The sequence below is a fragment of the Parabacteroides sp. Marseille-P3160 genome (genome assembly GCF_900162725.1).
GTDB lineage: Bacteria > Bacteroidota > Bacteroidia > Bacteroidales > Tannerellaceae > Marseille-P3160.
In genome coordinates, this window is sequence record NZ_LT799418.1 from 188847 (window position 1) to 212935 (window position 24089).

The following is a 24089-nucleotide window of genomic DNA, read 5'->3' on the forward strand; positions in this document are numbered from 1 at the left end:
TTGTTATAATATTAATAATTAAATATCTTTATTCTTATGTTTCTCTTTTAAACCTCCTAAAACTATAACAATCTCTCCTTTCGGTTCGTTCACGGAAAAATGAGAAATCAGTTCATTTACAGTTCCACGCACCGTTTCCTCGTGGATTTTAGAAATTTCGCGGGAGACAGAGACTTCTCTATCAATTCCCATGTGCTCAGCAAACTGCATTAAAGTTTTAAGCAGGCGGAAAGGAGATTCGTAAAAAATCATCGTCCGCTCTTCCAAAGCCAGTTCTTTGAGGCGGGTAAGCCTCCCTTTCTTCTGCGGGAGGAAGCCTTCGAAGCAAAAGCGGTCGTTCGGAAGGNCGGGGATTGAACCAAAGCTGGTCGATGCGGGCTTGATAAGCGCCGGAGATATCGGCTTCCCAGCTATCGCCGATCATCAGCGATTCGCTTTTCCTCGAGTTGGTATTCTTTAGAGCATAATCAAAAATCCGCTTATTGGGTTTTTGTATTTGGGCATCCTCCGAAAGGATCACTTTCTCGAAATAGGGCGCCAGGCCGGAATACTGCAACTTCATTCCCTGTACTTCCCTGAAACCGTTGGAAAGGATGAAAAGACGGTAGCGCCCCTTCAGATAATCGAGGAGATCCAATGCACCGGGCACCAGGCGCGTCTTATTTCCGGTACGGAAAAGGAAGTCCTTGTTGATCCGGAGGACTTCCTCCGAGTCTTCAATACCCAAGGGGCGGAGGACATAGAGGAAACGGTCGAGGATCAGCGTTTGCCGGTCGATCTCCCCGTTGCGGTATTGCGCCCAGAGAAGTTCGTTATGCGGCATATAAATAGCAAAGAAAGCCTCGAAGGAGGTATAATACCGGTCGAAACGATAGTCGGTATAAATTTCTTCGAGGCTCTCTTTGTTATTATGGTAAGTATCCCAGAGTGTATCGTCCAGATCGATAAAAAGGGATTTGTAATGCTTCATCCGACTTCAATCACCAGGTATTTGCCCAAGCTCCAGAAATATTTATAATCCTTGATAACCAAAGTCAGGTTCTTTTCGGCGTCTTGTTTGAATTCATATGAATCCTTGGGATGATTGGATTTCAGTTCTGCTTTCGAAGCGAACAAAGGTATCTCTTTCAACTCACGAATATCCACCGCAATAAAATAATCCTTATTGAAACCGGTCTGCAAGACTTTAGATTTTGAAAACAGGCCTCCGCCGGAAATGATTTTCTGGTCTTTCAACTCTTTTTCCGTTCCAAAGCAATAATACGCCCTGTTCAGTTCCTTATCCTGCGCGCTGATAGTCTTCGATTGGCTGGAGGCGGTTGTAGACAAGTTTTCCACGTTCTCATTCAAAGAGGCAACCATTTCATCCAATTCTTGGATACGGATGTTCTTCTTAGCCAAATCTTCCTGAAGGGAAGCAATGAGCGTCGCCTTCTGATCCAATTCGGAAGAAAGGCGGTTTAACGTTTTCTGCAAAGCGGAAGACTTGATATTGCTCTTATTCAGTTGCTCCTGCAATTGGGCGATCTGCGCCTTATTTTTCTTCAGCGTTTCAGTGATCAACTGCATGTTCTCTTTAATCTGCTCCCGCTTGCTTTGATTAAACTCGCCTCCGGTCTGTTGCTGGATCGTAAGGTAATTCTCGGCATCGCGGATCGACTGGATATCAGCCTGCACGTCATTCAGAGTAGAGAGCATTTCATTAAGTTCCGCCGTATTCTGCGCGCTTTCCTGTTTCAGGGAATCATTTTCCGCCTGTAGCTTCTTATAATCGGACGAATTCTGACCGCAGGAAATCAACAGGAGTGCACTGATCCCAATAAATAGTACTTTCTTCATTTTGTTATAATATTAATAATTAAATATCTTTATTCTTATGTTTCTCTTTTAAACCTCCTAAAACTATAACAATCTCTCCTTTCGGTTCGTTCACGGAAAAATGAGAAATCAGTTCATTTACAGTTCCACGCACCGTTTCCTCGTGGATTTTAGAAATTTCGCGGGAGACAGAGACTTCTCTATCAATTCCCATGTGCTCAGCAAACTGCATTAAAGTTTTAAGCAGGCGGAAAGGAGATTCGTAAAAAATCATCGTCCGCTCTTCCAAAGCCAGTTCTTTGAGGCGGGTAAGCCTCCCTTTCTTCTGCGGGAGGAAGCCTTCGAAGCAAAAGCGGTCGTTCGGAAGGCCGGAGGCAACCAGGGCCGGAACGAAGGCCGTCGCTCCCGGGAGGCATTCCACCGCCACCCCTACCCGTACGCATTCGCGCACCAATAAGAAGCCGGGGTCGGAGATGGCCGGTGTACCGGCATCAGACACGAGGGCAATGTCCTCGCCTCCTGAAATCCGAGCGGCAAGCTGCTCCACAGTCTGATGCTCGTTAAATTTATGATGCGACTGCATCTTGTTTTGTATGTCGAAATGCTTCAGGAGGTTGCCGGTCGTGCGGGTATCTTCCGCCAAGATCAGGTCGGCTTCCTTCAGTACACGGATAGCGCGCAGGGTAATATCTTCCAGATTTCCCACAGGGGTGGGAACAATTGTCAGTTTTGCCATCAAGATAGATTTAAGAGAAATGTTTTTTTAATAATTCGATTAATTCCGAGGCGGCACCTTTCTCCTCCGGAGGCCAGCCATCCAACCGGCGGAGATAGCGGAGCGAATCGTCGAAGCTGCTATAAGCATTCAGCGCCTCGAGAGCTTGGTTCATCCGCTTTCCGTCGTTCAGAAACAGTTCCTTGCAGAAACGGATCCGGTCGTTGAGGCTTAAGGCTTGCGTAAGGTCGGAGAACTTCCGGATAAGAAACCGCTCATGCAAAGAATGCACGGCCGGCTCTTCCACAGCCTTCTCTTCTACCGGACGGGGCGCTTCGTCCGCCATTTGATCCTGCCGGATCCAATGGGTAATCCGCTCGCCTTGCATCGCTTCGAGGAATTGCAATTCCCGCTGGATAAGCTGGATTCGGTCGGCCGCTTCACTGAAAAAGGAAACCGGGTAAAATCCTTCTTCTTCCGAAGCATTTTCCAACCATTCGGCCAAATGGCGGATATCGGTAGCGATGCTCTTTGCCTTCTCCTTATTGTCCATGCCCTTACGCTTTAAAACCGAGTCAAAGATACATCTTTTTTCAGATTTTCAAGGCTTTTCCGGCCATCGCTTCCGGGCTGTTTCCATCTTCCGCAATACCTCTCCCTTCGTACCGGAAAAGGGACCGATGCGTTCGATTTTCAACGTAGCCATTGCAGCCCCGAAGTGTCCGGATTGCTCCATGCCGGTCCCTTTGCTGCGTTGGTAAAGGTAACCGGTGAAATAAGTATCGCCACAACCGGTCGCATCCAGCACTTTGTCGGCTTCATAGGCAGGGATGGAATAGAATTGCCTGCCGTCGTACAAAACCGATCCACGGCTTCCCATCGTGATCAGTACCTCCCGGACTCCCCATTCATAGAGCAGCCGGGCAGCATGACGGATGTCTTTATATCCGGTCAGGACTTCCATCTCTTCCTCGTTGACTTTCAGGAAATGGATATACGGCAGGACTTCCCTTTTATTCGTCCAATCGACAGGATAGACGCGGGTATCACGAACTTCGCGCAAATAACCCTGCGAATCGACGGCAACCAGCGCTTTCCCGGATAGGGACTTCACAATATCCGGAGAGAAATCATCGGCAAGCAAGGCGCCGAGCAAAAAGATCTGGGCCTCCGTTTGCCGGAAAGCATCGAGAGTGAATGGATCGGCTTTCGCCAATACCCGTTGGGCACGGTTGTCCTGATCCTCTCCATAACGATTCTCAAAGTAAACCGAATGCCTGCTGGGCATCACTTCCACTTCCACCCCTTTCTCACGCAGGTGTTCCACGGTCGGATATTCCGATTTACCCAAAGCGGTAATCAACTTGTAGCGGATGTCCGTAAAAAGGGAAAGGGCCTCGGAACAATAGAAAGAGGTTCCTCCCGGCATTTGCACTGTATTCCGCGGTGTAATCACCTTATCCAAGGTAATATGCCCCACACAGCATAGATCGTATTGCATTCTGTCCTTGTTGTTTTTAGTCAATGAGAAGCAAAAGTACGAAATGCTTATGAAACAGTTATAAAAGATCGTCGGGAACTATTTATTTTTTACCAGCTTGTCTATATAATAATCTGGAAACGACGCTTTACTATACTGATTTTCAAAATAATGTATATCCAATTTCATCCTCCGCTAAATCCAATTAACTGTTCTATGGCTGTGAAACACCTGTTTGACGGCTGTGAAACACGTGTTTGATAGCTGTGAAACACGTGTTCGACAGCTGTAAAACACGTGTGTGACGGACATAGAACACCTACTTGAGTGTAGTTTAATGATTTTAGTTGACTACATCTTCTCTAACTTGTAAGTTATGACTTGTTTATTATTTAGCTATAAATCATATTGACCTATTTTACCGGGAAAAGATTGGCTTAAGCATCACTCGCCAATTTCTTGCGCACCTGGGCGGAAGGTAAAAAGCATGCTTCGTATTCCTGTCAGTGAGAATTCAACGCCTATAAAACATAAACATCTTATTATCAAAGTTGTCACCCTTTTATTCTTTATTATGACCGCTCGAATGGCCTTTGGGAAAATCAAATGCGGCGGAAAACATTTTTTTGGTAACTTTGCAGACTGGTTTTGCAAGAAATAGAACGGGTTACTTCTTGCCGAAAATCATCCTAAAAGAAATAAAGAAATGAAATTTTCATATGACGTAATCGTAGTGGGCGCAGGACATGCTGGTTGTGAAGCGGCGGCAGCGGCGGCCAACCTAGGCTCGGAGACACTGCTCATTACGATGGACATGAATAAAATAGCGCAAATGAGCTGCAATCCGGCTGTAGGCGGTATCGCCAAAGGACAAATCGTCCGGGAGATCGATGCCCTGGGAGGTTATATGGGGATTGTGACCGACCGGACTGCCATCCAATTCCGGATGCTGAACCGTAGCAAAGGACCTGCCATGTGGAGCCCCCGGGCGCAAAGCGACCGGGCGCAATTCATCCGGAACTGGCGGGAGATTTTAGAGAATATTCCACATTTATACATATGGCAAGATCTTGTATATGAACTAATTATAGAGAACAAGACCCTGCAGGGAGTACGTACGAGGATGGGTGTCGAGTTTCGCGCCAAGAGCGTAGTACTTACAAACGGTACCTTCCTGAACGGGTTGCTGCATATCGGAAAAACGCAATTGCGCGGAGGCCGGATGGCCGAACCGGCGGCAACCGGATTGACGGAACAACTCATACAGTTAGGCTTCCGGTCCGACCGGATGAAGACCGGTACTCCGGTGCGCATTGACGGACGTTCCGTCCATTTCGAAGAGATGGGCGAACAACCGGGGGAAAACGATTTCCATCAGTTTTCCTATCTTGATTCGGTGCACCGGGAACTTCGCCAACTTAGCTGCTGGACGACTTACACGAACGAATCCTGCCACGACATTTTACGCGAAGGCCTCCCCTATTCTCCTCTATATAATGGACAGATCCAAAGCATCGGCCCCCGCTATTGCCCGAGCATCGAAACGAAGATCGTTACTTTCGCCGACAAGACGCATCACCAACTATTCCTGGAACCCGAGGGAGAAACAACGCATGAGTATTACCTGAACGGATTCTCGTCGTCCCTTCCGATTGACATTCAGATCCGGGCATTGCAGGCGATTCCCGCCTTCCGCGATTTACAGATTTACCGTCCAGGCTATGCGATCGAGTACGACTTTTTCGATCCGACTCAATTAAGCCATACGCTCGAAACGAAGCAGATCGCCAATCTATTTTTTGCCGGACAGATCAATGGCACGACTGGCTATGAGGAAGCGGGCGGGCAAGGACTGATTGCAGGCATCAATGCACATATCCGTTGCCACGGGGGAGAGCCTTTCACGCTTGGACGGGACGAGGCTTATATCGGAGTACTGATAGACGATTTGGTGACAAAAGGTGTGGACGAACCTTATCGCATGTTTACCTCCCGTGCCGAGTACCGGATCCTCCTCCGCCAAGATGATGCCGACATGCGCCTGACCGAGAAAGCATATGCCCTCGGCTTGGCAAAGCAAGACCGATACGACTTGCTCCAGAAAAAAAAGAAGTATCGCGACGAGCTCATTTCATTCGTGGAAAACTATTCTGTTAAGCCGGCAGAAATGAATGAAGGCCTGGAACAGTTGGGGACAGCTCCGTTGACACACGGATGCAAATTGGTCGATTTGGCCCTTCGCCCTCAGGTGAAGCTATCCGATTTGGCAAACCTCACTCCCGCCCTTCGCTTGGAGTTGGAAAAAATTCCGCAGAAAAGGCGTGACGAAATTATGGAGGCGGCGGAAATTCTATTAAAATACAGCGGATATATCCGGCGCGAACAACAGATCGCAGATAAGATTTCCCGCCTTGAGAATATCCGCATCAAAGACAAATTCGACTATTCGACTATCCAGTCGCTCTCTACTGAAGCCCGGCAAAAGTTGCAAAAAATAAATCCGGAAACGATTGCCCAAGCCAGCCGGATCCCCGGCATATCTCCGAGTGACATCAACATCCTCCTGGTTTTATTGGGGAGATAAGTTGAATGTTCCACGTGAAACATCACCTTTTTCAAACAAAAGAAGGGAGAGAAAATGAAGGAGAATACAAAAGATAGAATAGACTTAATATTAGCAACGATTCCGGATAGCCCGGGTTGTTACCAATATTTCGACGAAAAAGGGACTATCATTTACGTAGGCAAGGCGAAGAACCTGAAAAAGCGCGTAACCTCTTATTTCAACAAAGAGCATGACAACAACAAGACACGGGTTCTCGTCAAACAAATAAGGGATATCAAATACATTGTTGTCGATTCGGAAGAGGACGCCCTTCTGCTCGAAAACAATCTGATCAAACAATACCGTCCCAGATACAACGTTCTTCTGAAAGATGACAAAACCTACCCTTCCATTGTCGTAAAGAACGAGTACTTTCCGCGCGTTTTCCAAACGAGAAACATCGTACGCGACGGTTCCCAATATTACGGTCCTTATCCTTCGGTCTATACAGCCAAAGTTATGCTGCAAATGCTAAAGGATATTTATCCGATACGGACGTGCAAGTACCCGCTCACCCCGGAAACCATTGCACAGGGGAAGTATAAAGAATGCCTCCAGTATCATATCAAACGCTGCAAAGCTCCTTGCATCGGACTGCAATCGCTAGAGGAATATATGAAGAATGTTTCCGAAATAAAGGAGATTTTAAAAGGGAATATCTCCCATATCGCGAAGATTCTGTATGAGAAAATGCAACAATTAGCGGTAGAGCTTCGTTTCGAGGAAGCTCAGGCCATTAAAGAGAAATATGAAATCATAGAGAATTACCGTTCGAAATCAACGGTCGTCACCCCCATGCTGCACAATATCGACGTCTTTTCTTTTGCTGAGAACGAACGCTCCGCCTACATTAATTTCCTCCATATCGGGAACGGGGCGATTGTTCAGGCGCATACATTCGAGTACCGGAAGAAACTGGATGAAGAAAAAGAAGAGCTGTTGGGATTAGGTATTATCGAAATGCGTAAGCGATTCGAAAGCAACGCCCGGGAAATCATCGTTCCGTTCGATCTCGATCTCCAACTGGAAGGAATAACATTTACCATTCCCCAACGTGGAGACAAGAAAAAACTGCTCGAATTATCAGAAATGAACGTAAGACAATACAAGATAGACCGATTGAAACAGGCGGAAAAGCTGAATCCAGAACAAAGGAATACAAGGTTACTGAAGGAAATCCAGACCCAGCTCCAATTAAAGAAACTGCCGGCCCATATCGAGTGCTTTGATAATTCCAACATACAAGGTTCAGATGCCGTAGCCGCCTGCGTCGTTTTCATAATGGGCAAACCTTCCAAGAAAGATTACCGGAAGTACATTATCAAAACGGTCGAAGGTCCCGACGATTATGCTTCCATGAAGGAAGTTGTCTATCGGCGCTACAAACGACTGAAGGAAGAAGGGGCGCCGCTCCCCGACCTAATCATTACGGACGGAGGGAAAGGACAAATGGAAGTGGTACGGGAGGTAATCGAAGACGAATTGCACCTGGAAATACCCATCACAGGCTTGGCAAAGGACAAGAAGCACCGTACTTCGGAATTTCTTTATGGTTCTCCTCCTACTTCTTTGGGATTAGCCCGGCAAAGCCCGCTTTTCCATCTGTTGGAACAGATGCAGAATGAAGTCCACCGCTTCGCCATTACTTTTCATAAGGAAAAGCGGAGTAAAAGGCAAACGGCATCCGAATTAGACCAGATCAAAGGCATCGGCGAAAAGACAAAAGTATTACTTTTACGTGAATATAAAAGTGTAAAAAGAATCAAGAAAGCAAGCCCGGAAGAGTTGAAAAAATTAATCGGCGAAGCCAAAGTGGCCTTGCTAAAAGAAGGATTAACAAAATAAAAATGAGAACGGTAATACAAAGAGTAAGTCATTCGTCCGTAACAATCGAAGGAATCGTCAAAAGTCAAATCGGTAATGGTTTATTAGTCCTGGTAGGAATTGAAGACAAAGATACGGACGAGGACATCCAATGGTTGGTAAAGAAGATAGTGAACATGCGAATTTTTGACGATGAAAACGGGGTAATGAACCGCTCCGTATTGGACACGAACGGTGAGATCCTCGTCGTTAGTCAGTTCACACTCATGGCATCCACCCAGAAAGGAAACCGTCCGTCTTACATACGGGCATCAAAACCGGAATTTGCCATTCCTATGTATGAGAATTTCTGCAATGAAATGTCCCTATCCTTGGGAAAAGAGGTAAAAACAGGTACTTTCGGAGCGGATATGAAAGTCAACTTGCTGAACGACGGTCCAGTAACGATTATATTAGATAGTAAAAACAAAGAATAATGGAAAGTATAACAATACAAGAAGCACAAGAAAAAGTAGACCTGTGGATTAAAACCTACGGCGTTCGTTATTTCAACGAATTAACCAACATGGCAATATTAACCGAAGAAGTGGGTGAAGTCGCAAGGATCATTGCCCGCAAGTATGGCGAACAATCATTCAAAGAAAGTGATAAACAGCACGATTTAGGCGATGAAATGGCAGACGTTCTATGGGTACTCCTCTGTTTGGCCAACCAAACCGGAGTCGATTTAACCGAATCTTTTTTTCGAAATATCGAAAAGAAAACAAGCAGAGACAAGGAAAGACATATAAACAATAAAAAATTATAAGATGGACAAATATCAGGAAGCATTCAGTAAATTTTCTCCCTTTGAAACGGGAGTGAATCTCACCAACAAGACGAATCAGATCATAGAAAAGAATTCTCAGAAGAATTTCACGCCGGAAGTTCTGAAATCAATCTATGAATGCATAGACTTGACCACATTAACAAGCTTGGATTCAAGAGAAAGCGTCTGGAAATTCGTTGATAAAGTAAATGATTTTGAAGGCACGAGGCCGGATGTATCTAATGTGGCAGCAATCTGTGTTTATCCTAATCTGGTAGAAACAGTAAAACAGGCACTTACCACCCAGGATGTAAAGATAGCCTCGGTCGCCGGAGGATTCCCCTCTTCCCAGACCTTTACGGAAATCAAAATAGCCGAGGTCTCGATGGCTGTTGCAGCGGGAGCCGATGAAATCGATGTCGTACTCAACCTGGGATACTTCATGGAGGAAGCATATGAAGAACTGACCGACGAATTGAGCGAGATAAAAGAAAGCTGCCGCGGCGCCAAACTCAAAGTAATTCTGGAAACCGGAGCGCTTCAAACACCGGAAAATATCCAGAAGGCATCCGTTTTGGCCCTTTATTCAGGGGCGGACTTCATCAAAAGCTCCACGGGCAAGAGTTATCCGGGCGCTACTTTGGAAGCGGCCTATGTGATATGCGAAGTATTAAAGCAATATGCCGAACTCACCGGAAATAAAAAGGGAATCAAACTCTCCGGAGGAATACGTACGGCGGAGGATGCGGTCAATTACTATACGATCGTGAAAGAGATCCTGGGAGATGAATGGCTTAACAGTGACCTGTTCAGGATTGGCGCCAGCAGTCTTGCCGGCGATATTTTAAAAAGAATTTCCTAAAATAAATATAGATAAAGAGCTTGATCGGATTTCCGTCAAGCTCTTCTTGTTTCTCTACTTTTTCCTATCCATGATATAATCCGCTAAGAGAAGCAGGCTGCGCCTCGCTTCCGATTCCGGAAGCAAAGCCAAAAGTGTATTCGCTTTCCTCTTAAAATCTTCCATTCGCTGAATGGCATATTCAATTCCGCCGTTATTCTTCGCAAACTCAATAAGGGAGTCGACATGCTCTTCCGTATAGTCTTTGGACTTGATCAGACCCGTGTAATAATCCACCTCCTCTTTCTTTCCCGTGCGTAAAGCATACAAAAGAGGTAAAGTCACTTTTCCTTCCCGGATATCATTCCCGGTAGGTTTTCCAATATTTGAATCCCGGTAATAATCGAAAATATCGTCTTTGATCTGAAAACAATAACCTAAAAACTCACCAAACTCACGGCAGATCTCAACGATTTCATCGGAAGCTCCGGCTGAAAGGGCTCCGATTTCCGTACAAGCGGACAAAAGAGCGGCCGTCTTCTTCCGAATAACCTGCATATAAACCTCTTCATCCAAAACCGTATCCTCGGCGTTCTTCAATTGTTTCAGTTCACCTTCGGATAAAGTCCGTCCTAAAGACGAAACAATCGATATTATCCGGAAATTTCCGGACTGAATCGAACGGGCCAAAGCCGTAGAAAGAATAAAATCACCCACCAAGACAGAAATACGATTGTCAAAGATTGCATTTAAGGAAGCGATTCCGCGCCTTTGCTTCGTTTCATCGATCACATCGTCGTGAATCAACGTCGCAGTATGCAACAGCTCAAGGAAAACAGCAGAATTAATCGAATGACCGGTCACCTTCCCGCAAGCCTTTGCGGTCAAGAGTACCAGAAGCGGACGGATATGCTTGCCCGTCGAATTATGAATCTTGTCGATAGCAGCTTCTAAAATAGGCACATCACTATGGATTGACGCGGCAAAATCGTCTCGAAAAGCCTTTATTTCTTCTGCAACCGGTTCTTCTATCCTTTTTAATTCTATCATGACCTTCTAATGATTTGCAAAAATAACAAAATCCCCAGACTTACAGAGTTTTTTTGTACATTTACACACTAATAAGTCTCACTAAAACGTGTTAAAAGCAATGAAGCTATTTCTTATCGATGCCTATGCCCTCATATATCGTTCCTATTACGCCTTTATAAAAAATCCCCGGATCAATTCCAAAGGAATGAATACCTCTGCTATTTTCGGATTCATCAATTCGCTTGAAGATATATTCAAGCGTGAAAATCCGACTCATATCGCCGTAGGTTTCGATCCGCAAGGCCCGACCTTCCGCCATGAGGCCTACGAACGATATAAGGCCCAGCGGGAAGAAACGCCGGAAGTAATCCGGCAATCCGTACCTATTATCCGCCAAATCATCGAGGCATACGGGATTCCAATACTGGAAGTCCCGCGATATGAAGCGGACGATACTATCGGCACCATAGCTAAGCAGGCAGAGAAGGAAGGCTTCAATGTTTATATGATGACGCCGGATAAAGACTACGGGCAGTTGGTTTCCGAACATATCTTCCAGTATCGCCCGAAGTTCGGGGGAGACTATGAAATTCTGGGAGTCGAGGAAGTACTGAAAAAATATTCCCTCACCTCCCCTACGCAGATGATCGACCTCCTCGGATTAATGGGCGACAGTTCTGACAATATCCCGGGATGTCCGGGAGTTGGAGAAAAAACCGCCCAGAAACTATTGTCTGATTTCGGTTCCGTTGAAAACCTGCTGGCGAATACCGGCCAACTGAAAGGAAGCATTAAAAGTAAAATCGAAACCAACGAGGAGCAGATCCGTTTCTCCAAATTTTTAGCAACTATCGTAACTGACGTCCCGATCCGTTTCGAAGCGGAACAATGCATCCGCGAAAAACCCGATCAGGAAAAATTGATTTCCATCTATACCGATTTAGAATTCCGAACATTTATTAACAAATTGATCGGAGAGGATAAAAAAAGCATCTCAAAACCTTCCGCTCAACTCTCGATTTTCGACGATATTCCAGAGGATAAGCCAGCCTCATCCGAAATATCGCAACCACAGAGCCTTAAAACCACCCCTCATCACTATTTTCTTGTTGATACAGAGGACAAAAGAGCCGAATTGGGAAAATCACTTTCCAAACAAAGTTTTTTCGCTTTCGACACGGAAACCGACGGCTTGGATCCGCTGACCGCCAGATTGGTCGGGATGTCCTTCGCCATCCGGGAAAATGAGGCTTGGTACGTCCCCGTTCCCGAATCGGAAGACTGGAAGCAGACGGTCGCTCCTTTCATCCCTGCATTGGAAAACCCCGGCATCATGAAGATCGGTCAAAATATAAAATTTGACCTGATCGTCATGCGGCAGCATGAAGTCAAAATCGCAGGAAAGTTATACGACACAATGGTCGCCCATTATTTACTTAATCCTGAGTTGCGCCATGGGATGGATTACCTGGCGGAAACCTATCTCAACTACCAGCCCGTCTCCATCGAAACCCTCATAGGTCCGAAAGGAAAGAACCAGCGGACTATGCGAGCCGTTCCGATTCAGGAAATCGCCGAATATGCAGCCGAAGATGCGGACATTACCCTAAAGCTAAAGAATTTCTTCGAACCGCTAATCAAAAAGGAAGGGTTCGAACCTTTATTGCAGGAAATCGAGCTGCCCCTTATCTACGTATTAGCCGACATCGAGCGCACCGGCGTCACCCTGGATACCCAGGCGCTCAAAGAATCGTCCGAAGAAATGACCAAGGAACTCATCCGCCTGGAAAAAGAAATTTATCAAATCGCCGGCAGCACATTCAACATCAATTCGCCGAAACAGGTCGGTGAGATTCTCTTCGACCGCCTCCAGTTAGATGAGAGGGCAAAGAAAACAAAGACGGGAAGTTACAGCACCAACGAAGAAACATTGGAAAAACTCCGCTCCAAGCATCCCCTCGTCGGAAAACTGCTGGAATACCGTGGCCTCAAGAAACTTTTGAGCACCTACATCGACGCCCTGCCCCAACTGATCAATCCGGTAACGAAAAAGATACATACCTCTTTCAACCAAACGGTCACGGCAACCGGCCGGTTGAGTTCCACGAACCCGAACCTGCAAAACATCCCCATCAGGGACGAAATAGGCCGTGAGATACGAAAGGCCTTTACATCCGATAATGCAGACTGCGTCTTCTTTTCAGCCGATTATTCGCAGATCGAGCTCCGTATCATGGCGCATCTCAGCGGGGATCCCCACATGATATCCGCCTTCCAAAACGGAGAGGATATCCATGCTTCCACGGCAGCCAAAATATACGGCATTCCGCTGAAAGAAGTTACTTCCGATATGAGAAGAAAGGCCAAGACCGCCAACTTCGGCATCATCTACGGCATTTCCGTCTTTGGATTGGCCGAGCGCTTAAGCATTCCCCGATCCGAATCCAAGGAACTGATCGACGGCTATTTCAAGACCTATCCGCGCGTGAAGGAATATATGGATGAAAGTATCCGTACCGCAAAAGAAAAAGGTTATGTAGAGACGCTATTCAAGCGTAAGCGTTTCCTACCGGACATCAATTCCCACAATGCGATAGTTCGCGGTTATGCCGAACGGAATGCCATCAATGCACCCATACAGGGAAGCGCCGCCGACATCATCAAGTTGGCCATGGTACATATCTTTAACCGCTTCGAAAGCAAGAGGTTGAAAAGCAAAATGATCCTGCAGGTGCATGACGAACTCAATTTCAACGTCTGGAAAGATGAATTGGAGGAAGTCAGGAAAATCGTCCTCGACGAAATGGAGCATGTTATCTCCCTGAGAGTTCCCCTCATTGCCGATTGCGGCGTAGGCAACAATTGGCTGGAAGCGCATTAATATCAATAATAAAATTTCTATTTATGCAAGAAAGGCATCAAAACAGAAATCTTTACTTCAAGGAATTGGCAAAAAGCAGTAGAAAATACTTTCTTCCGTATGTCCTTTTATATAAGCCTATCACAAAACAGACAAAGATACTGGAGATAGGCTGTGGCGACGGTGGAAACCTCCTCCCGTTCGCAGAATTAGGTTGTTCTGCTGTCGGTGTCGATCTCTCCGAAGGAAAAATCGAAAACGCCAGGGCAATCTATGCCAGGAAAAAGATAGATATTCAATTGATTGCCGATGATATCTTCAAAATCAAGGAATTTGAGCAGACTTTTGATGTTATACTTGTTCATGATGTCATCGAACATATTCACGACAAACGCCAATTCGTCAACAATCTAAGGAGATATATCGCCCCGGACGGAATTGTCTTCTTCCGCTTTCCTGCCTGGCAGATGCCCTTCGGAGGACACCAACAGATCTGTCGCAGCAAGCTCCTCTCCAATTTACCCTATTGCCACCTTCTTCCGAAATCCCTCTACCGCAAACTTCTTAAAGCATTTCATGAAGACGAAGGTACCATCCACGAACTTCTGGATATTCAATGCACCCAAACACCCATTGAGTTGTTCGAAAAAGTGATGAAGGAAGGAAACTTTGAAATCCTAAACCGCCGGTATTACTTCATAAATCCTCATTATGAAACCAAATTCGGACTGAAGCCAAGGTTGCTTTTCAAGCCGCTGGCAAAGATCCCCTATCTGCGGAACTTTTTCACCACTTCCTGTTTTTATATTGTCCGTCCGCGGTCATGAGAAATCTCGTCGGAATCGAATTTCCCTCCAAGCGGATTATTTCTTATCTTTGTTTCCTCAAAAGCAGATATATAATTAAAATTCAAGATAAATGGCATTACAATGCGGCATTGTAGGTCTTCCCAACGTAGGAAAGTCTACCCTATTTAATTGCTTATCAAACGCAAAGGCACAATCAGCAAACTTTCCTTTCTGTACCATCGAACCGAACGTAGGCGTGATCACTGTTCCGGACGAACGCCTTACCAAACTGGCTGAATTAGTTCACCCCCAGCGTATTGTTCCGACGACTGTCGAGATTGTCGACATCGCCGGATTAGTCAAGGGCGCCAGCAAAGGGGAAGGATTAGGAAACAAATTCCTCGCCAATATCCGCGAAACCGACGCCATCCTGCACGTGCTCCGTTGTTTCGATGACGATAATATCGTGCATGTGGATGGTCGCATAGACCCGGTGCGCGACAAGGAGATCATCGATACGGAGCTTCAGATCAAAGACCTCGAAACAATCGACAGTCGGATTGCCAAAGTACAGAAACAGGCGCAAACCGGAGGCGATAAACAAACCAAACTGGCGTACGAAGTTTTGTCCAAATACCGGGAAGCCCTTATACAAGGAAAAAATGCCCGTACAGTCACTTTCGATACCAAAGACGAGCAAAAGATAGCAAAGGAACTCTTCCTGCTTACCAGCAAACCGGTCATGTACGTATGCAATGTCGACGAAGCCAGCGCCAAAAGCGGTAATTCCTACGTTGAACAAGTCCGTAAAGCCATCGAAGGCGAAGACGCTCAACTTCTGGTTGTCGCTGCTAAAATAGAAAGCGAAATAGCCGAATTCGAAACCTATGATGAGCGTCAGCTTTTCCTTCAGGAAATAGGACTGGAAGAATCCGGCGTCAACCGGCTGATCAAATCGGCCTACAAACTGCTGAATCTGGAGACCTTCCTCACCGCCGGGGAACAGGAAGTGCGCGCCTGGACCTATCTGAAAGGCAGCAAAGCCCCCCAATGTGCGGGAGTGATCCATACCGATTTCGAGAAAGGATTTATCCGAGCGGAAGTAATCAAATACGCCGATTTTATTCATTACGGTTCGGAAAGTGCTGTAAAAGAAGCCGGCAAGATGAGTGTCGAAGGCAAAGATTACGTTGTACAGGACGGCGACATTATGCACTTCCGCTTCAACGTATAAGCAATCTCCATCTTTTCGCAGATTTCATACGGCCGATACTTGTAAAAACCAATAAAAAGCAGTAATATTGCACCCGATTTCGCCCCCCGAAGGGCAAGGGTCCCATAGCTCAGTTGGTTAGAGCACCTGACTCATAATCAGGGAGTCCTTGGTTCAAGCCCAAGTGGGACCACTCTTATAATAAAGCAGTTACAAATTGATGTAACTGCTTTTTTGACAATTGCCGTAATTCCAAGTACAAACATAGGAACTAATGCAACCACCGAGTTATTTTCAAACAAGAAGAATTTCGGTTTGTAATTAAAATAGGCAAAATACGTTTCCGGCTCTTATCCGGTAAAATTCTTTTTAGTCCAAAGGATTTGCTTCCACACCTTCGTTGGTCATCTTCACGGGCTTGATATAGCCATTTTCATCAAACAACATCTCGTCTATGCAAGTCATCCGCGAGTTGCCATCCGTCTCCGTCAATGGGCGGCGATGGTATACAATATAATATTTATCCGATTTCGGCTCGTGGATGACGGAATGATGCCCGGCTCCCGTTGCGATCGACGGATCCTGCTTCAATATCTTGCCTATCCGCTTAAACGGTCCCAGAGGATGATCCGAGATGGCATAAGCCACACTATAATCCGGCCCGGTCCAACCTCCTTCCGACCACATAAAATAATATTTACCGTTACGGATAAACATAAACGGGCCTTCTACATAATTTTCCGGAGTGATCTCTTTGAAAGTCTTCCCGTCCTCAAAGGGTATAAATCCGGTGAAATCGGCATTCAACTTAGCTACATTGCAATGCCTCCATCCGCCATAATAGATATAATAAGTTCCGTCTTTATCCTTAAAAACATACTGATCAATAGGCTGTGCACCGTTAATAACTTCATCTATCAACGGTTTGCCCAAGTAATCCTTATAAGGGCCTTCCGGACGGTTCGCAACCGCCACACCAATGCCTCCTTCGCCTTTTTCATGTATATCATTCGCTCCAAAAAAGAGGAAGTAGCGACTTTCCTTTTCCAAAATCGCGGGCGCCCACATCGCTCTCTTCGCCCATTTTACTTCTACCGTATCAAGGATCCGTTCATGTTTTGTCCAGTTAACCAAGTCCGGAGAAGAAAAAGCATCGAAAAAGACCTGGCTATCAAAAGGAGCAGAATAGGTTGGAAAGATCCAGTAGTTATCATCAAATATAATTCCTTCGGGATCTGCATACCAGCCGGGGAAAACCGGATTACCGGCTTTTTCCTTTTGTTTTTCTTGACTGAAACTACAAATTACGGAGATTAAGAATAATCCTATGCAGATGAATCCTTTTTTCATAAGAGTTTAATTTTCAATTATTCTAAACTAATTTCAACTTCACTACTGATAAAAACTGTAGCGATGGCTAAGATAAAAAGAAAATCCCATTTACACACCATAAAAATCGAGTGCACTCAATTTATTCAATGAGTGCACTTGATTTGAATGAAGGTGCGTCAAAAGGGCCATAAGGGAATTCCGTAGGGGCGAATTGCATTCACCCACTCCTATGCGATTTAATCAAAATAAACGTATTATATACATTATTCCATGATACGGGCGAATTGCATTCACCCCACAATGGGCTTTTGACACACACTCTTAGGAGATCCGGATATTTATATTATTCAAGGTAAAACTAGTATTATTTCCTATAAATTGTTTTTATAAAAAATTTGATTCATGTACAATAAAACTGTATTTTTATAGTATCATATAGGATGATCCTATTTTTAATAACTTAACTATCTACGCAATGATTAAATTTGATATTCTTTCCGCATCTTATCAAGATACAAAAAACGAAAAATATGATTACGCCGTATTGCCTTGGGGAGCTACCGAACCGCATAATTACCATCTTCCTTATCTGACAGACTGTTATTTAGCTCACGGCATTTCCATTGAAGCCATAGAGAAAGCCTACCGACAGGCTAAAGTAAAAGGAATGGCTTTGCCGCCTATTCCCTTCGGTTCGCAAAACCCGGGACAAACCGGTCTCCCTTTCTGTCTACACGCCCGGTATGAGACACAGAAAGCCATCTTATCCGATATCGTAGCCTCGCTCTATCGCCAGGGAATGGACAAATTGATTATCGTGAACGGACATGGCGGGAACAGTTTCAAGAACATGATCCGCGACCTGGCGGTGGATTATCCTCATTTTCTAATTGCCGTCTCCAACTGGTATGCCATCGTTCCCCAAAAAGAGTATTTTGATATACCCGGTGACCATGCCGATGAGGTAGAAACGTCTGTCCTCATGCATTACCATCCAGAATTAGTGGACCTATCGGTGGCAGGAGACGGTACTTACAAGCCCTTCAAAGCCAACTCGCTCTGCGAAGGAGTGGCCTGGACACCACGCGATTGGTCGAAAGTTTCGGTCGATACCGGGATCGGCAATCCGCATTATTCGACGGCTGAGAAAGGAAAAAAATACGCCGAAGCAGTTACGGATAAACTGGCCGCGCTATTCATCGAAATCTCAAAAGGGGATATTTACCAATCCTGAAGCAATCCCGGTTTTAAGTCATTATAAAATGAATACTGATACCTATTTGTGATATCAGTATTCAATGATGTCTTTATATAGTTCTTCCAGTCGTTTACGAAGATGGAGCACGGCGTAGTGTTTACGTGAAAGCAATGTATTCTGCGGAGTGCCTGTTGTCTTCGATATTTCTTTTGAAGGAATGCCATCCAATTCAGTAAGTTCAAAAACCTCCCTCTGTTCATCGGGTAACTCCGACAACGCATCTTCCAATTTGCTCCAAACTAAGGAGCGGAGGTATCCATTCTCGGGAGAAGAAGAATCCGGCTCTTTTCCAAACAAGATTCCCGAAAAATCATTCAAGATAAGATTATCTGTCTCTTCATCCTGAAAAAAAGGTTTCGGTTTTTTGATGTAAGAATAATAGAATATTCACCAGATCCCGACATCCATCTTTTGATTTCTTTCTAGCCTCATTAACCAACAGGATTTGTTCCTTCAACGGAATGTTTAATCCTTTAAACAGGCAACTCAAAACACTGCATATTTCAGGATCATTTTTGTTATAACAACAGTTTGAGCTTTTCATACAACAGCGTTCTTTATTCTCTCCTTCAACTCAAGAGCCTTGAAATTACAGACGTTGATGCACTGTCCGCATCCTGTACAAAGATCCGGATTTTTAATTATCAAGCGATTTCCGTTGCTTTCATTTGCAATTTCCAGTACATGACGCCTGCATTTCGATACGCAGCTTCTGCATCTGACGCAATTTTCATTCTTTATATGTATGATTTTATTTTCACGGTGTGCCCTCCGATAATAGTATTGCTCTAAAAACAAAATGAGCAAAACCGATGCTGAAACATAAACTGCAATCATTTGTCCATTCTTTATTAATTAAGTTCTTCTATAGAAGTAGACAAATGAGACGCAAAAATATTTTATGCTTTTAATAAAAAGTAGAAGAAAAAGATTTTTGAGATACGTTCATCGGGAATATTATAGCAAAGGATCGCTCAAGCCTTCCAGTCCGTATTGCTTCGGGATGGCATCCATGAGGGTGAAAAGCTCGCCGACCGTTTCGGCGCGAAGCATGGCCACACGAGTCGACTTGAAATCGGGAATCCCTTTAAACAGGGGGGTTGCCGCCAGATGACGACGGATATGAAGGATCCCGCGGCGTTCGTCCAACCGTTCGACGCTTTGCAATACTTGCTTTTTGAGAATATCCAGATACCAGGTAAACGACTCGGGAGCGGCTAATTCTCCGGTACGAAGGTAATGCTTCACTTCCCGGAAAATCCAGGGACGGCCGATACTACCCCTGCCGATCATCACTCCATCCACGCCATAGCGGTCGAAACACTCCCGGCAGCGCACGGCGGAGGTCACATCCCCATTACCGATGATGGGAATAGACATGCGGGGATTATTCTTCACGGCCCCGATTAACGTCCAATCGGCTTCGCCGGTGTACATTTGGCTACGGGTACGTCCGTGGATGGACAGGGCGGCAATCCCGCAATCCTGTAACTGCTCGGCCAGCTCGACAATAATCTGATGGTCGGCATCCCACCCCAGACGAGTCTTTACCGTGACGGGAATCCGTACCGCCTTCACGACCTCACGGGTGATTTCGAGCATCAACGGTACATTGCGAAGCATACCTGAGCCGGCGCCCTTTCCGGCCACCTTCTTCACCGGACATCCGAAATTGATATCCAGCACATCGGGCCCGGCTTCTTCACAGAGCTTGGCGGCTTCCACCATCGGTTCGACTTCGCGGCCATAGATCTGGATAGCAACCGGCCGTTCTTCATCCGATACCGTCAGTTTTTGCTGCGTTTTGCTCACATTGCGGATCAGGGCATCACTCGATACAAATTCGGTATACACCATATCCGCCCCGAAGCGCTTACACATCAAACGGAAAGCTATATCCGTCACATCCTCCATCGGAGCCAGTAATACCGGGCGCGCTCCCAAATCGATTGTTCCTATCTTCATTGTTCTCTATAACTAACCATACAAAAATACGGTTTTATCCTTTATTTTTTTTAAGGAAATTCGGTCGTTAATTTCAGTTTAACGGAGCAAATACACAAAAAAAGCTAAACAAATAACGAAATCATCTTTAGAAAAAATTGTGGAAAATTTAAACCGGTTCTAAGCTTGTTCTACCTTACCCTCAAGGGCGGAAGTGAAGTAAGTCCGGTATTCATCCGCTTCTCTGCAAATGAAAACCGCTTCCAACGTGGGATTCCGATCAATCCAATGGACGGCCTTCTCTATTCCTCCGACCATACACGCTGTTGCATAGGCGTCGGCAGTAATGGCGTCATCAGCAATGATAGTCACAGAAACGAGATTATGTTCGGTCGGATAGCCGGTTGCCGGATCAATCGTATGAGTGATTTTCCGCCTGTCTTCCATATAAAATTGGCGATAATTCCCGGAGGTAGCAATCCCTCTATCTGTAATTTGCAGGATGACCTGCAACTTTTCACCGGGAATACGACGGTTTTCAGACGGATGATCCACTCCGATCCGCCAAATCTCCCCACCGGGATTAACACCTTTTACCCGTATTTCCCCGCCTATCTCAACCAAGTAATTGGGACTGCCGCTCTGCGCCAATAGAGCGGCAAGCAAGTCTGCCGAATAACCTTTGGCTATGGCATTCACATTCAGAATGGTTTCGGGAAAATCTTTGACAAGCAGCTTCCCTTCCAACCTCACTTTATCCATCCCAATGAACTGTTTTAAATGCTTTATTTGATTTTCATCAGGAATATTTTTTTCTTCCGAACTAAATCCCCAAGCTCTGAAAAGAGGTTCTGCCGAAATATCGAAAGCTCCGTCTGTCTGTTTGCTTATCTCCTTTGCACGAGTGAATACGTAGTGGAAAAAATCATCAACCTCTACCGGTTCATTCCTGTTCAGGCGTGAAATAAGCGAATGAGGAATATAGACAGAAAGGGACTGCTCGAATTCATCGAACAACCGGATTATATCCGGTTGAAGATCAGTCCCCTTCTCGTCCTGATAGATAATGTGAAAACTTGTCCCTTCAGCCTTACCCTGGAGACGACGGTAAACGGAACCATCATCAGCCAGGATCGTATCGGTGGTCGACATAGATTCTATAAATTAGCCAAGCTCTCCTCTCACTATTTCTTCCTTGTCTTTGTCCCAATACATAGTTCTTCCTTCCAGATAAGCGCGCGTTCCCATATGCGCCGTGATGGCCTCCTGGAATGCTTCATCTATCCCGCAAGATGTTTTCTTGTTTCTGTCACGGATACATTCGAGCCATTCACGAATATGCAGAAAAGTAGTATCGTAACGCTTACCGCCAAGATAGGAATAAAGCAATCCGCGTTGGGCAAAATATAATTCGGTGGCAGAGGTTACTGCGTCCACATTACTTTTTCCGGGGACATAGGTGTAAAAAGGTACATTAGGTTTGATGATCCCTTTGTCTATCTTTTCTTTATAACGCGTAGAAGCGGAATCTACCTTGACAGTCAGCGTATCTCCTACTTCCATGGAAGCGTCATGACCCATTATCACCTTCCCGCGATTGCGGTTGCTGGCTAATGTCGCACTGTAAAGCATCGTCATGTTCTTATCCGGAAATTCAAAGGTCGTTTGCAAAACATCGGGTACTGTCCTTCCATCCTTGAAGAAATAAACACCTCCGGAAGAAGTAGCCGAATGAGGGATTCCAACGCCCAACAGTTGATTAATCGCATCGTATTCATGAGTCAATAAATCCCCACTCAAACCGGTGCTATAGTCCCACCAACAACGCCAACGGAAGAAACGCGGGAGACTAAATTTAGTTCTCTCCTCCGGGCCTACGTATTTAAGAAGATTATATTTAGTCATATAATCCATGTATTCCTTCACACGTTCTTCATTTCCTTCAAATTGTTTCCAATCAATGGTTTGTTCATTTGCCGTCGGATCGATATTATATACCCATGCGCCGTTGGGATCGTTCCGGTTGGTACAAACCTCAATGAGTGAAATCGGACCCAGCAAGCCTTTATCTATAATCTCTTTCGCTTTATTATAACTGTCGACCTGGCGTCCTTGATGGCCAAGCTGGAAAACAATGCCGGTCTGTTTGATAGTTTCCCGCACCATATATGTTTCAGGGACGGTCCAGGATAAAGGTTTTTCAACATAGACATGCTTTCCGGCTTTCGCCGCTTCCATTGCCATGGTACTATGCCAATGATCAGGACTGGCTATCAGTATGGCATCGATGTCACTGGCTGCCAACATCTCCTGATAGGTACGGTATCTCTTGGGAGTCGGTCCTAATTTGCCGCCCACCCCTTCGCGATAGATATTTGAACCGGCGGCAATTCCCTGCTCGGCAAAAGTATCGAAAATATCGCAAACTCCGGCCAGGACGATATTCAGGTCTTCCTGTTCCTTAAAGTCTTTGTAACGAGTATCTTTGGAGTTCTTTTTGGCCGCATCTATTAAATCCTGTAATGATTGGGGAGTGGCAAAACCGGCTGCCCGAAGTAATTGCTTCCCTCTGATCCCACATCCGATGATACCTAATCTTATCTGTTGCCCATTAGGTTGCATTTTTGCAATTGTGGGGCTTTCCTTGCTTACATTAAAGACGTCTTTCACATCTTGCAGGGTCGCATTATACTTTTGTTTTTTGTAAACGCCGTAAGCCAAAGCTCCTAATACGGGGACGGTAGCTAACGTTTTGAGAGCGTCTCTCCTGCCTTGGGATTCAGGAAGCGCACTTTTATGCGTCTCCTTATTTTCTTCGTTTTTATCTTCCGGGGTATTATTTTCTTTAATTGACATAATTCTTTTCTCTATTAACGTTTGCAGAATTTACATATAAACCGATCCAAACCTATAATTTGGGAAGTAGGGAAGTAGATCAGAACCATTAAAGCTCCCATTTCAATCACGTTTTTATCGATCCAAAGGTAAGAACCTTCGGTCGGCATTATATAGGAAGCGCCCACAAAGGGAGGATGCGACAAATAAAATAACGCTAAAAACAGAATGCCTCCAATGGATGCCAATCGAGAAAAACAACCTAAAATAAGTCCTAATCCTACCACTGTCAGCCCATATGCATTGACAATATTAACGATTCCCAATAAGCTCGGATTAGAAGCAATTGACTGAAAGAAAGAAGAAAGAAACCCTCCAGAATCCATTAAGTACGGATAGGCACTCCAACCTGGACTCAAAATTTTAGCTACGCCTTCATACAGGAAATGCCAACCGATTAGCAAACGAAGTAATACCAACCAAAAGGTCTGGGAAGACGAATACATGATTAGTCTATTTTTCATTAGTTCTAAAGAATAAATTATACAATGAATTGATTATATTTTTATTACTTTTCCATCTCATAAGGATAGCATCGATGCTATTTTCCCTATTCAAGAGATAGCCAAAATACCTATTCAAACCCAAATTGTTTTTCAGGGAATAAAACTATATATATTTCAATTCTTCAGATGATGATTGTGCGTTAAAAAAAACGAACAAACAAAAATAGTTT

21 protein-coding genes, 1 tRNA gene and 2 pseudogenes are annotated in these 24089 nt (G+C 45.1%); 10 read left to right on the forward strand and 14 right to left on the reverse strand.

Features of this window, described 5'->3' with window-relative positions; translation table 11 throughout:
- Positions 1–18: 18 nt before the first annotated feature.
- From BQ8014_RS18925 to BQ8014_RS00850, 6 genes and pseudogenes are all read right to left on the reverse strand, one after another.
- Positions 19–378 (reverse strand): annotated as a pseudogene (locus tag BQ8014_RS18925) (16S rRNA (cytidine(1402)-2'-O)-methyltransferase); the annotation flags it as partial.
- Positions 350–970, reverse strand: a pseudogene (locus BQ8014_RS00830) (YjjG family noncanonical pyrimidine nucleotidase); the annotation flags it as partial. The pseudogenes BQ8014_RS18925 and BQ8014_RS00830, both read right to left, overlap by 29 nt.
- The gene (locus BQ8014_RS00835) at positions 967–1839 is read right to left on the reverse strand and encodes a Cbp1 family collagen-binding glycoprotein adhesin (RefSeq protein ID WP_080902689.1); all 873 of its coding nucleotides are present in this window, start codon (positions 1837–1839) and stop codon (positions 967–969) included. The pseudogene BQ8014_RS00830 and the gene BQ8014_RS00835, both read right to left, overlap by 4 nt.
- Before the next feature lie 19 nt (positions 1840–1858).
- The gene (gene rsmI / locus BQ8014_RS00840) at positions 1859–2554 is read right to left on the reverse strand and encodes a 16S rRNA (cytidine(1402)-2'-O)-methyltransferase (protein ID WP_080902692.1); all 696 of its coding nucleotides are present in this window, start codon (positions 2552–2554) and stop codon (positions 1859–1861) included.
- Between the two features lie 10 nt (positions 2555–2564).
- A complete protein-coding gene (locus BQ8014_RS00845) occupies positions 2565–3086 on the reverse strand; it encodes a hypothetical protein (protein ID WP_080902693.1) in 522 nt (173 codons plus the stop codon).
- Positions 3087–3134: 48 nt separating this feature from the next.
- Complete coding sequence (locus tag BQ8014_RS00850; protein WP_080902694.1) at positions 3135–4034, reverse strand: PfkB family carbohydrate kinase; 900 nt, start codon at positions 4032–4034, stop codon at positions 3135–3137.
- A gap of 685 nt (positions 4035–4719) precedes the next feature.
- Here BQ8014_RS00850 and mnmG point away from each other — a divergent pair.
- The 5 genes from mnmG to deoC are packed head-to-tail and all read left to right on the forward strand — an operon-like array spanning position 4720 to position 10112.
- On the forward strand, positions 4720–6597 hold the full coding sequence (mnmG, locus tag BQ8014_RS00855) for a tRNA uridine-5-carboxymethylaminomethyl(34) synthesis enzyme MnmG (RefSeq protein ID WP_080902695.1): 1878 nt from the start codon (positions 4720–4722) through the stop codon (positions 6595–6597).
- 54 nt (positions 6598–6651) lie between these two features.
- Entirely contained in the window at positions 6652–8463 is a 1812-nt protein-coding gene (gene uvrC, locus BQ8014_RS00860) for an excinuclease ABC subunit UvrC (protein WP_080902696.1), read from the forward strand.
- A 2-nt stretch (positions 8464–8465) separates the two neighbouring features.
- Positions 8466–8918 (forward strand): D-aminoacyl-tRNA deacylase, encoded by a 453-nt coding sequence (gene dtd / locus BQ8014_RS00865; protein ID WP_080902697.1) that lies wholly within the window; start codon positions 8466–8468, stop codon positions 8916–8918.
- Positions 8918–9250 (forward strand): nucleotide pyrophosphohydrolase, encoded by a 333-nt coding sequence (locus tag BQ8014_RS00870; protein WP_080902698.1) that lies wholly within the window; start codon positions 8918–8920, stop codon positions 9248–9250. Before dtd ends, BQ8014_RS00870 begins: the two co-directional genes overlap by 1 nt.
- A 1-nt stretch (position 9251) precedes the next feature.
- The gene (deoC, locus tag BQ8014_RS00875; RefSeq protein WP_080902699.1) at positions 9252–10112 is read left to right on the forward strand and encodes a deoxyribose-phosphate aldolase; all 861 of its coding nucleotides are present in this window, start codon (positions 9252–9254) and stop codon (positions 10110–10112) included.
- A 54-nt stretch (positions 10113–10166) separates the two neighbouring features.
- Here the strand turns inward: deoC and BQ8014_RS00880 are convergent, their stop codons facing one another.
- Entirely contained in the window at positions 10167–11141 is a 975-nt protein-coding gene (locus tag BQ8014_RS00880) for a polyprenyl synthetase family protein (protein WP_080902700.1), read from the reverse strand.
- Between the two features lie 100 nt (positions 11142–11241).
- On the opposite strand from BQ8014_RS00880, the gene polA reads away from it, so the two are divergent.
- The 4 genes from polA to BQ8014_RS00900 all read left to right on the forward strand — a co-directional run bounded on the left by polA (position 11242) and on the right by BQ8014_RS00900 (position 16177).
- Positions 11242–14004 (forward strand): DNA polymerase I, encoded by a 2763-nt coding sequence (gene polA / locus BQ8014_RS00885; RefSeq protein WP_080905741.1) that lies wholly within the window; start codon positions 11242–11244, stop codon positions 14002–14004.
- 23 nt (positions 14005–14027) lie between these two features.
- Entirely contained in the window at positions 14028–14810 is a 783-nt protein-coding gene (locus BQ8014_RS00890; RefSeq protein WP_080902701.1) for a class I SAM-dependent methyltransferase, read from the forward strand.
- A 91-nt stretch (positions 14811–14901) separates the two neighbouring features.
- Positions 14902–16005: a redox-regulated ATPase YchF gene (gene ychF, locus BQ8014_RS00895; RefSeq protein WP_080902702.1), complete on the forward strand. Its 1104-nt coding sequence runs from the start codon at positions 14902–14904 to the stop codon at positions 16003–16005.
- A 98-nt stretch (positions 16006–16103) separates the two neighbouring features.
- Positions 16104–16177 (forward strand) — tRNA-Ile (locus BQ8014_RS00900).
- 176 nt (positions 16178–16353) lie between these two features.
- Here BQ8014_RS00900 and BQ8014_RS00905 read toward each other — a convergent pair.
- Positions 16354–17334, reverse strand: coding sequence for a glycoside hydrolase family 43 protein (locus BQ8014_RS00905; protein WP_080902703.1), 981 nt, complete (start codon positions 17332–17334; stop codon positions 16354–16356).
- Between the two features lie 457 nt (positions 17335–17791).
- On the opposite strand from BQ8014_RS00905, the gene BQ8014_RS00910 reads away from it, so the two are divergent.
- Positions 17792–18550, forward strand: coding sequence for a creatininase family protein (locus tag BQ8014_RS00910; protein WP_080902704.1), 759 nt, complete (start codon positions 17792–17794; stop codon positions 18548–18550).
- Positions 18551–18604: 54 nt separating this feature from the next.
- On the opposite strand, the gene BQ8014_RS00915 is transcribed toward BQ8014_RS00910, so the two are convergent.
- From BQ8014_RS00915 to BQ8014_RS00945, 6 genes are all read right to left on the reverse strand, one after another.
- Positions 18605–18892, reverse strand: a complete 288-nt coding sequence (locus BQ8014_RS00915; protein WP_234997951.1) for an RNA polymerase sigma factor — start codon at positions 18890–18892, stop codon at positions 18605–18607.
- Positions 18893–19114: 222 nt separating this feature from the next.
- Positions 19115–19411: an ATP-binding protein gene (locus BQ8014_RS19970; RefSeq protein ID WP_080902707.1), complete on the reverse strand. Its 297-nt coding sequence runs from the start codon at positions 19409–19411 to the stop codon at positions 19115–19117.
- 120 nt (positions 19412–19531) lie between these two features.
- Positions 19532–20539 carry a tRNA dihydrouridine synthase DusB gene (gene dusB, locus BQ8014_RS00930; RefSeq protein ID WP_080902708.1) on the reverse strand — a complete coding sequence of 336 codons (1008 nt, stop codon included), beginning with the start codon at positions 20537–20539 and terminating at the stop codon, positions 19532–19534.
- 159 nt (positions 20540–20698) lie between these two features.
- Positions 20699–21670 carry an FAD:protein FMN transferase gene (locus tag BQ8014_RS00935; protein WP_080902709.1) on the reverse strand — a complete coding sequence of 324 codons (972 nt, stop codon included), beginning with the start codon at positions 21668–21670 and terminating at the stop codon, positions 20699–20701.
- A gap of 12 nt (positions 21671–21682) precedes the next feature.
- Positions 21683–23374 carry a Gfo/Idh/MocA family protein gene (locus BQ8014_RS00940; protein WP_080902710.1) on the reverse strand — a complete coding sequence of 564 codons (1692 nt, stop codon included), beginning with the start codon at positions 23372–23374 and terminating at the stop codon, positions 21683–21685.
- A 14-nt stretch (positions 23375–23388) separates the two neighbouring features.
- A complete protein-coding gene (locus BQ8014_RS00945; protein ID WP_080902711.1) occupies positions 23389–23877 on the reverse strand; it encodes a DoxX family protein in 489 nt (162 codons plus the stop codon).
- Positions 23878–24089: the final 212 nt, after the last annotated feature.

Coding starts and splice junctions, on each gene's coding strand:
- mnmG (WP_080902695.1), top strand. CDS start 4,720: ATGAAATTTTCATATGACGTAATCGTAGTGGGCGCAGGACATGCTGGT.
- BQ8014_RS00945 (WP_080902711.1), bottom strand. CDS start 23,877: ATGAAAAATAGACTAATCATGTATTCGTCTTCCCAGACCTTTTGGTTG.
- rsmI (WP_080902692.1), bottom strand. CDS start 2,554: ATGGCAAAACTGACAATTGTTCCCACCCCTGTGGGAAATCTGGAAGAT.
- BQ8014_RS00890 (WP_080902701.1), top strand. CDS start 14,028: ATGCAAGAAAGGCATCAAAACAGAAATCTTTACTTCAAGGAATTGGCA.
- BQ8014_RS00935 (WP_080902709.1), bottom strand. CDS start 21,670: ATGTCGACCACCGATACGATCCTGGCTGATGATGGTTCCGTTTACCGT.
- deoC (WP_080902699.1), top strand. CDS start 9,252: ATGGACAAATATCAGGAAGCATTCAGTAAATTTTCTCCCTTTGAAACG.
- dusB (WP_080902708.1), bottom strand. CDS start 20,539: ATGAAGATAGGAACAATCGATTTGGGAGCGCGCCCGGTATTACTGGCT.
- BQ8014_RS00870 (WP_080902698.1), top strand. CDS start 8,918: ATGGAAAGTATAACAATACAAGAAGCACAAGAAAAAGTAGACCTGTGG.
- BQ8014_RS00845 (WP_080902693.1), bottom strand. CDS start 3,086: ATGGACAATAAGGAGAAGGCAAAGAGCATCGCTACCGATATCCGCCAT.
- BQ8014_RS00835 (WP_080902689.1), bottom strand. CDS start 1,839: ATGAAGAAAGTACTATTTATTGGGATCAGTGCACTCCTGTTGATTTCC.
- dtd (WP_080902697.1), top strand. CDS start 8,466: ATGAGAACGGTAATACAAAGAGTAAGTCATTCGTCCGTAACAATCGAA.
- uvrC (WP_080902696.1), top strand. CDS start 6,652: ATGAAGGAGAATACAAAAGATAGAATAGACTTAATATTAGCAACGATT.
- BQ8014_RS00880 (WP_080902700.1), bottom strand. CDS start 11,141: ATGATAGAATTAAAAAGGATAGAAGAACCGGTTGCAGAAGAAATAAAG.
- BQ8014_RS19970 (WP_080902707.1), bottom strand. CDS start 19,411: ATGATTGCAGTTTATGTTTCAGCATCGGTTTTGCTCATTTTGTTTTTA.
- BQ8014_RS00850 (WP_080902694.1), bottom strand. CDS start 4,034: ATGCAATACGATCTATGCTGTGTGGGGCATATTACCTTGGATAAGGTG.
- BQ8014_RS00905 (WP_080902703.1), bottom strand. CDS start 17,334: ATGAAAAAAGGATTCATCTGCATAGGATTATTCTTAATCTCCGTAATT.
- ychF (WP_080902702.1), top strand. CDS start 14,902: ATGGCATTACAATGCGGCATTGTAGGTCTTCCCAACGTAGGAAAGTCT.
- BQ8014_RS00940 (WP_080902710.1), bottom strand. CDS start 23,374: ATGTCAATTAAAGAAAATAATACCCCGGAAGATAAAAACGAAGAAAAT.
- polA (WP_080905741.1), top strand. CDS start 11,242: ATGAAGCTATTTCTTATCGATGCCTATGCCCTCATATATCGTTCCTAT.
- BQ8014_RS00910 (WP_080902704.1), top strand. CDS start 17,792: ATGATTAAATTTGATATTCTTTCCGCATCTTATCAAGATACAAAAAAC.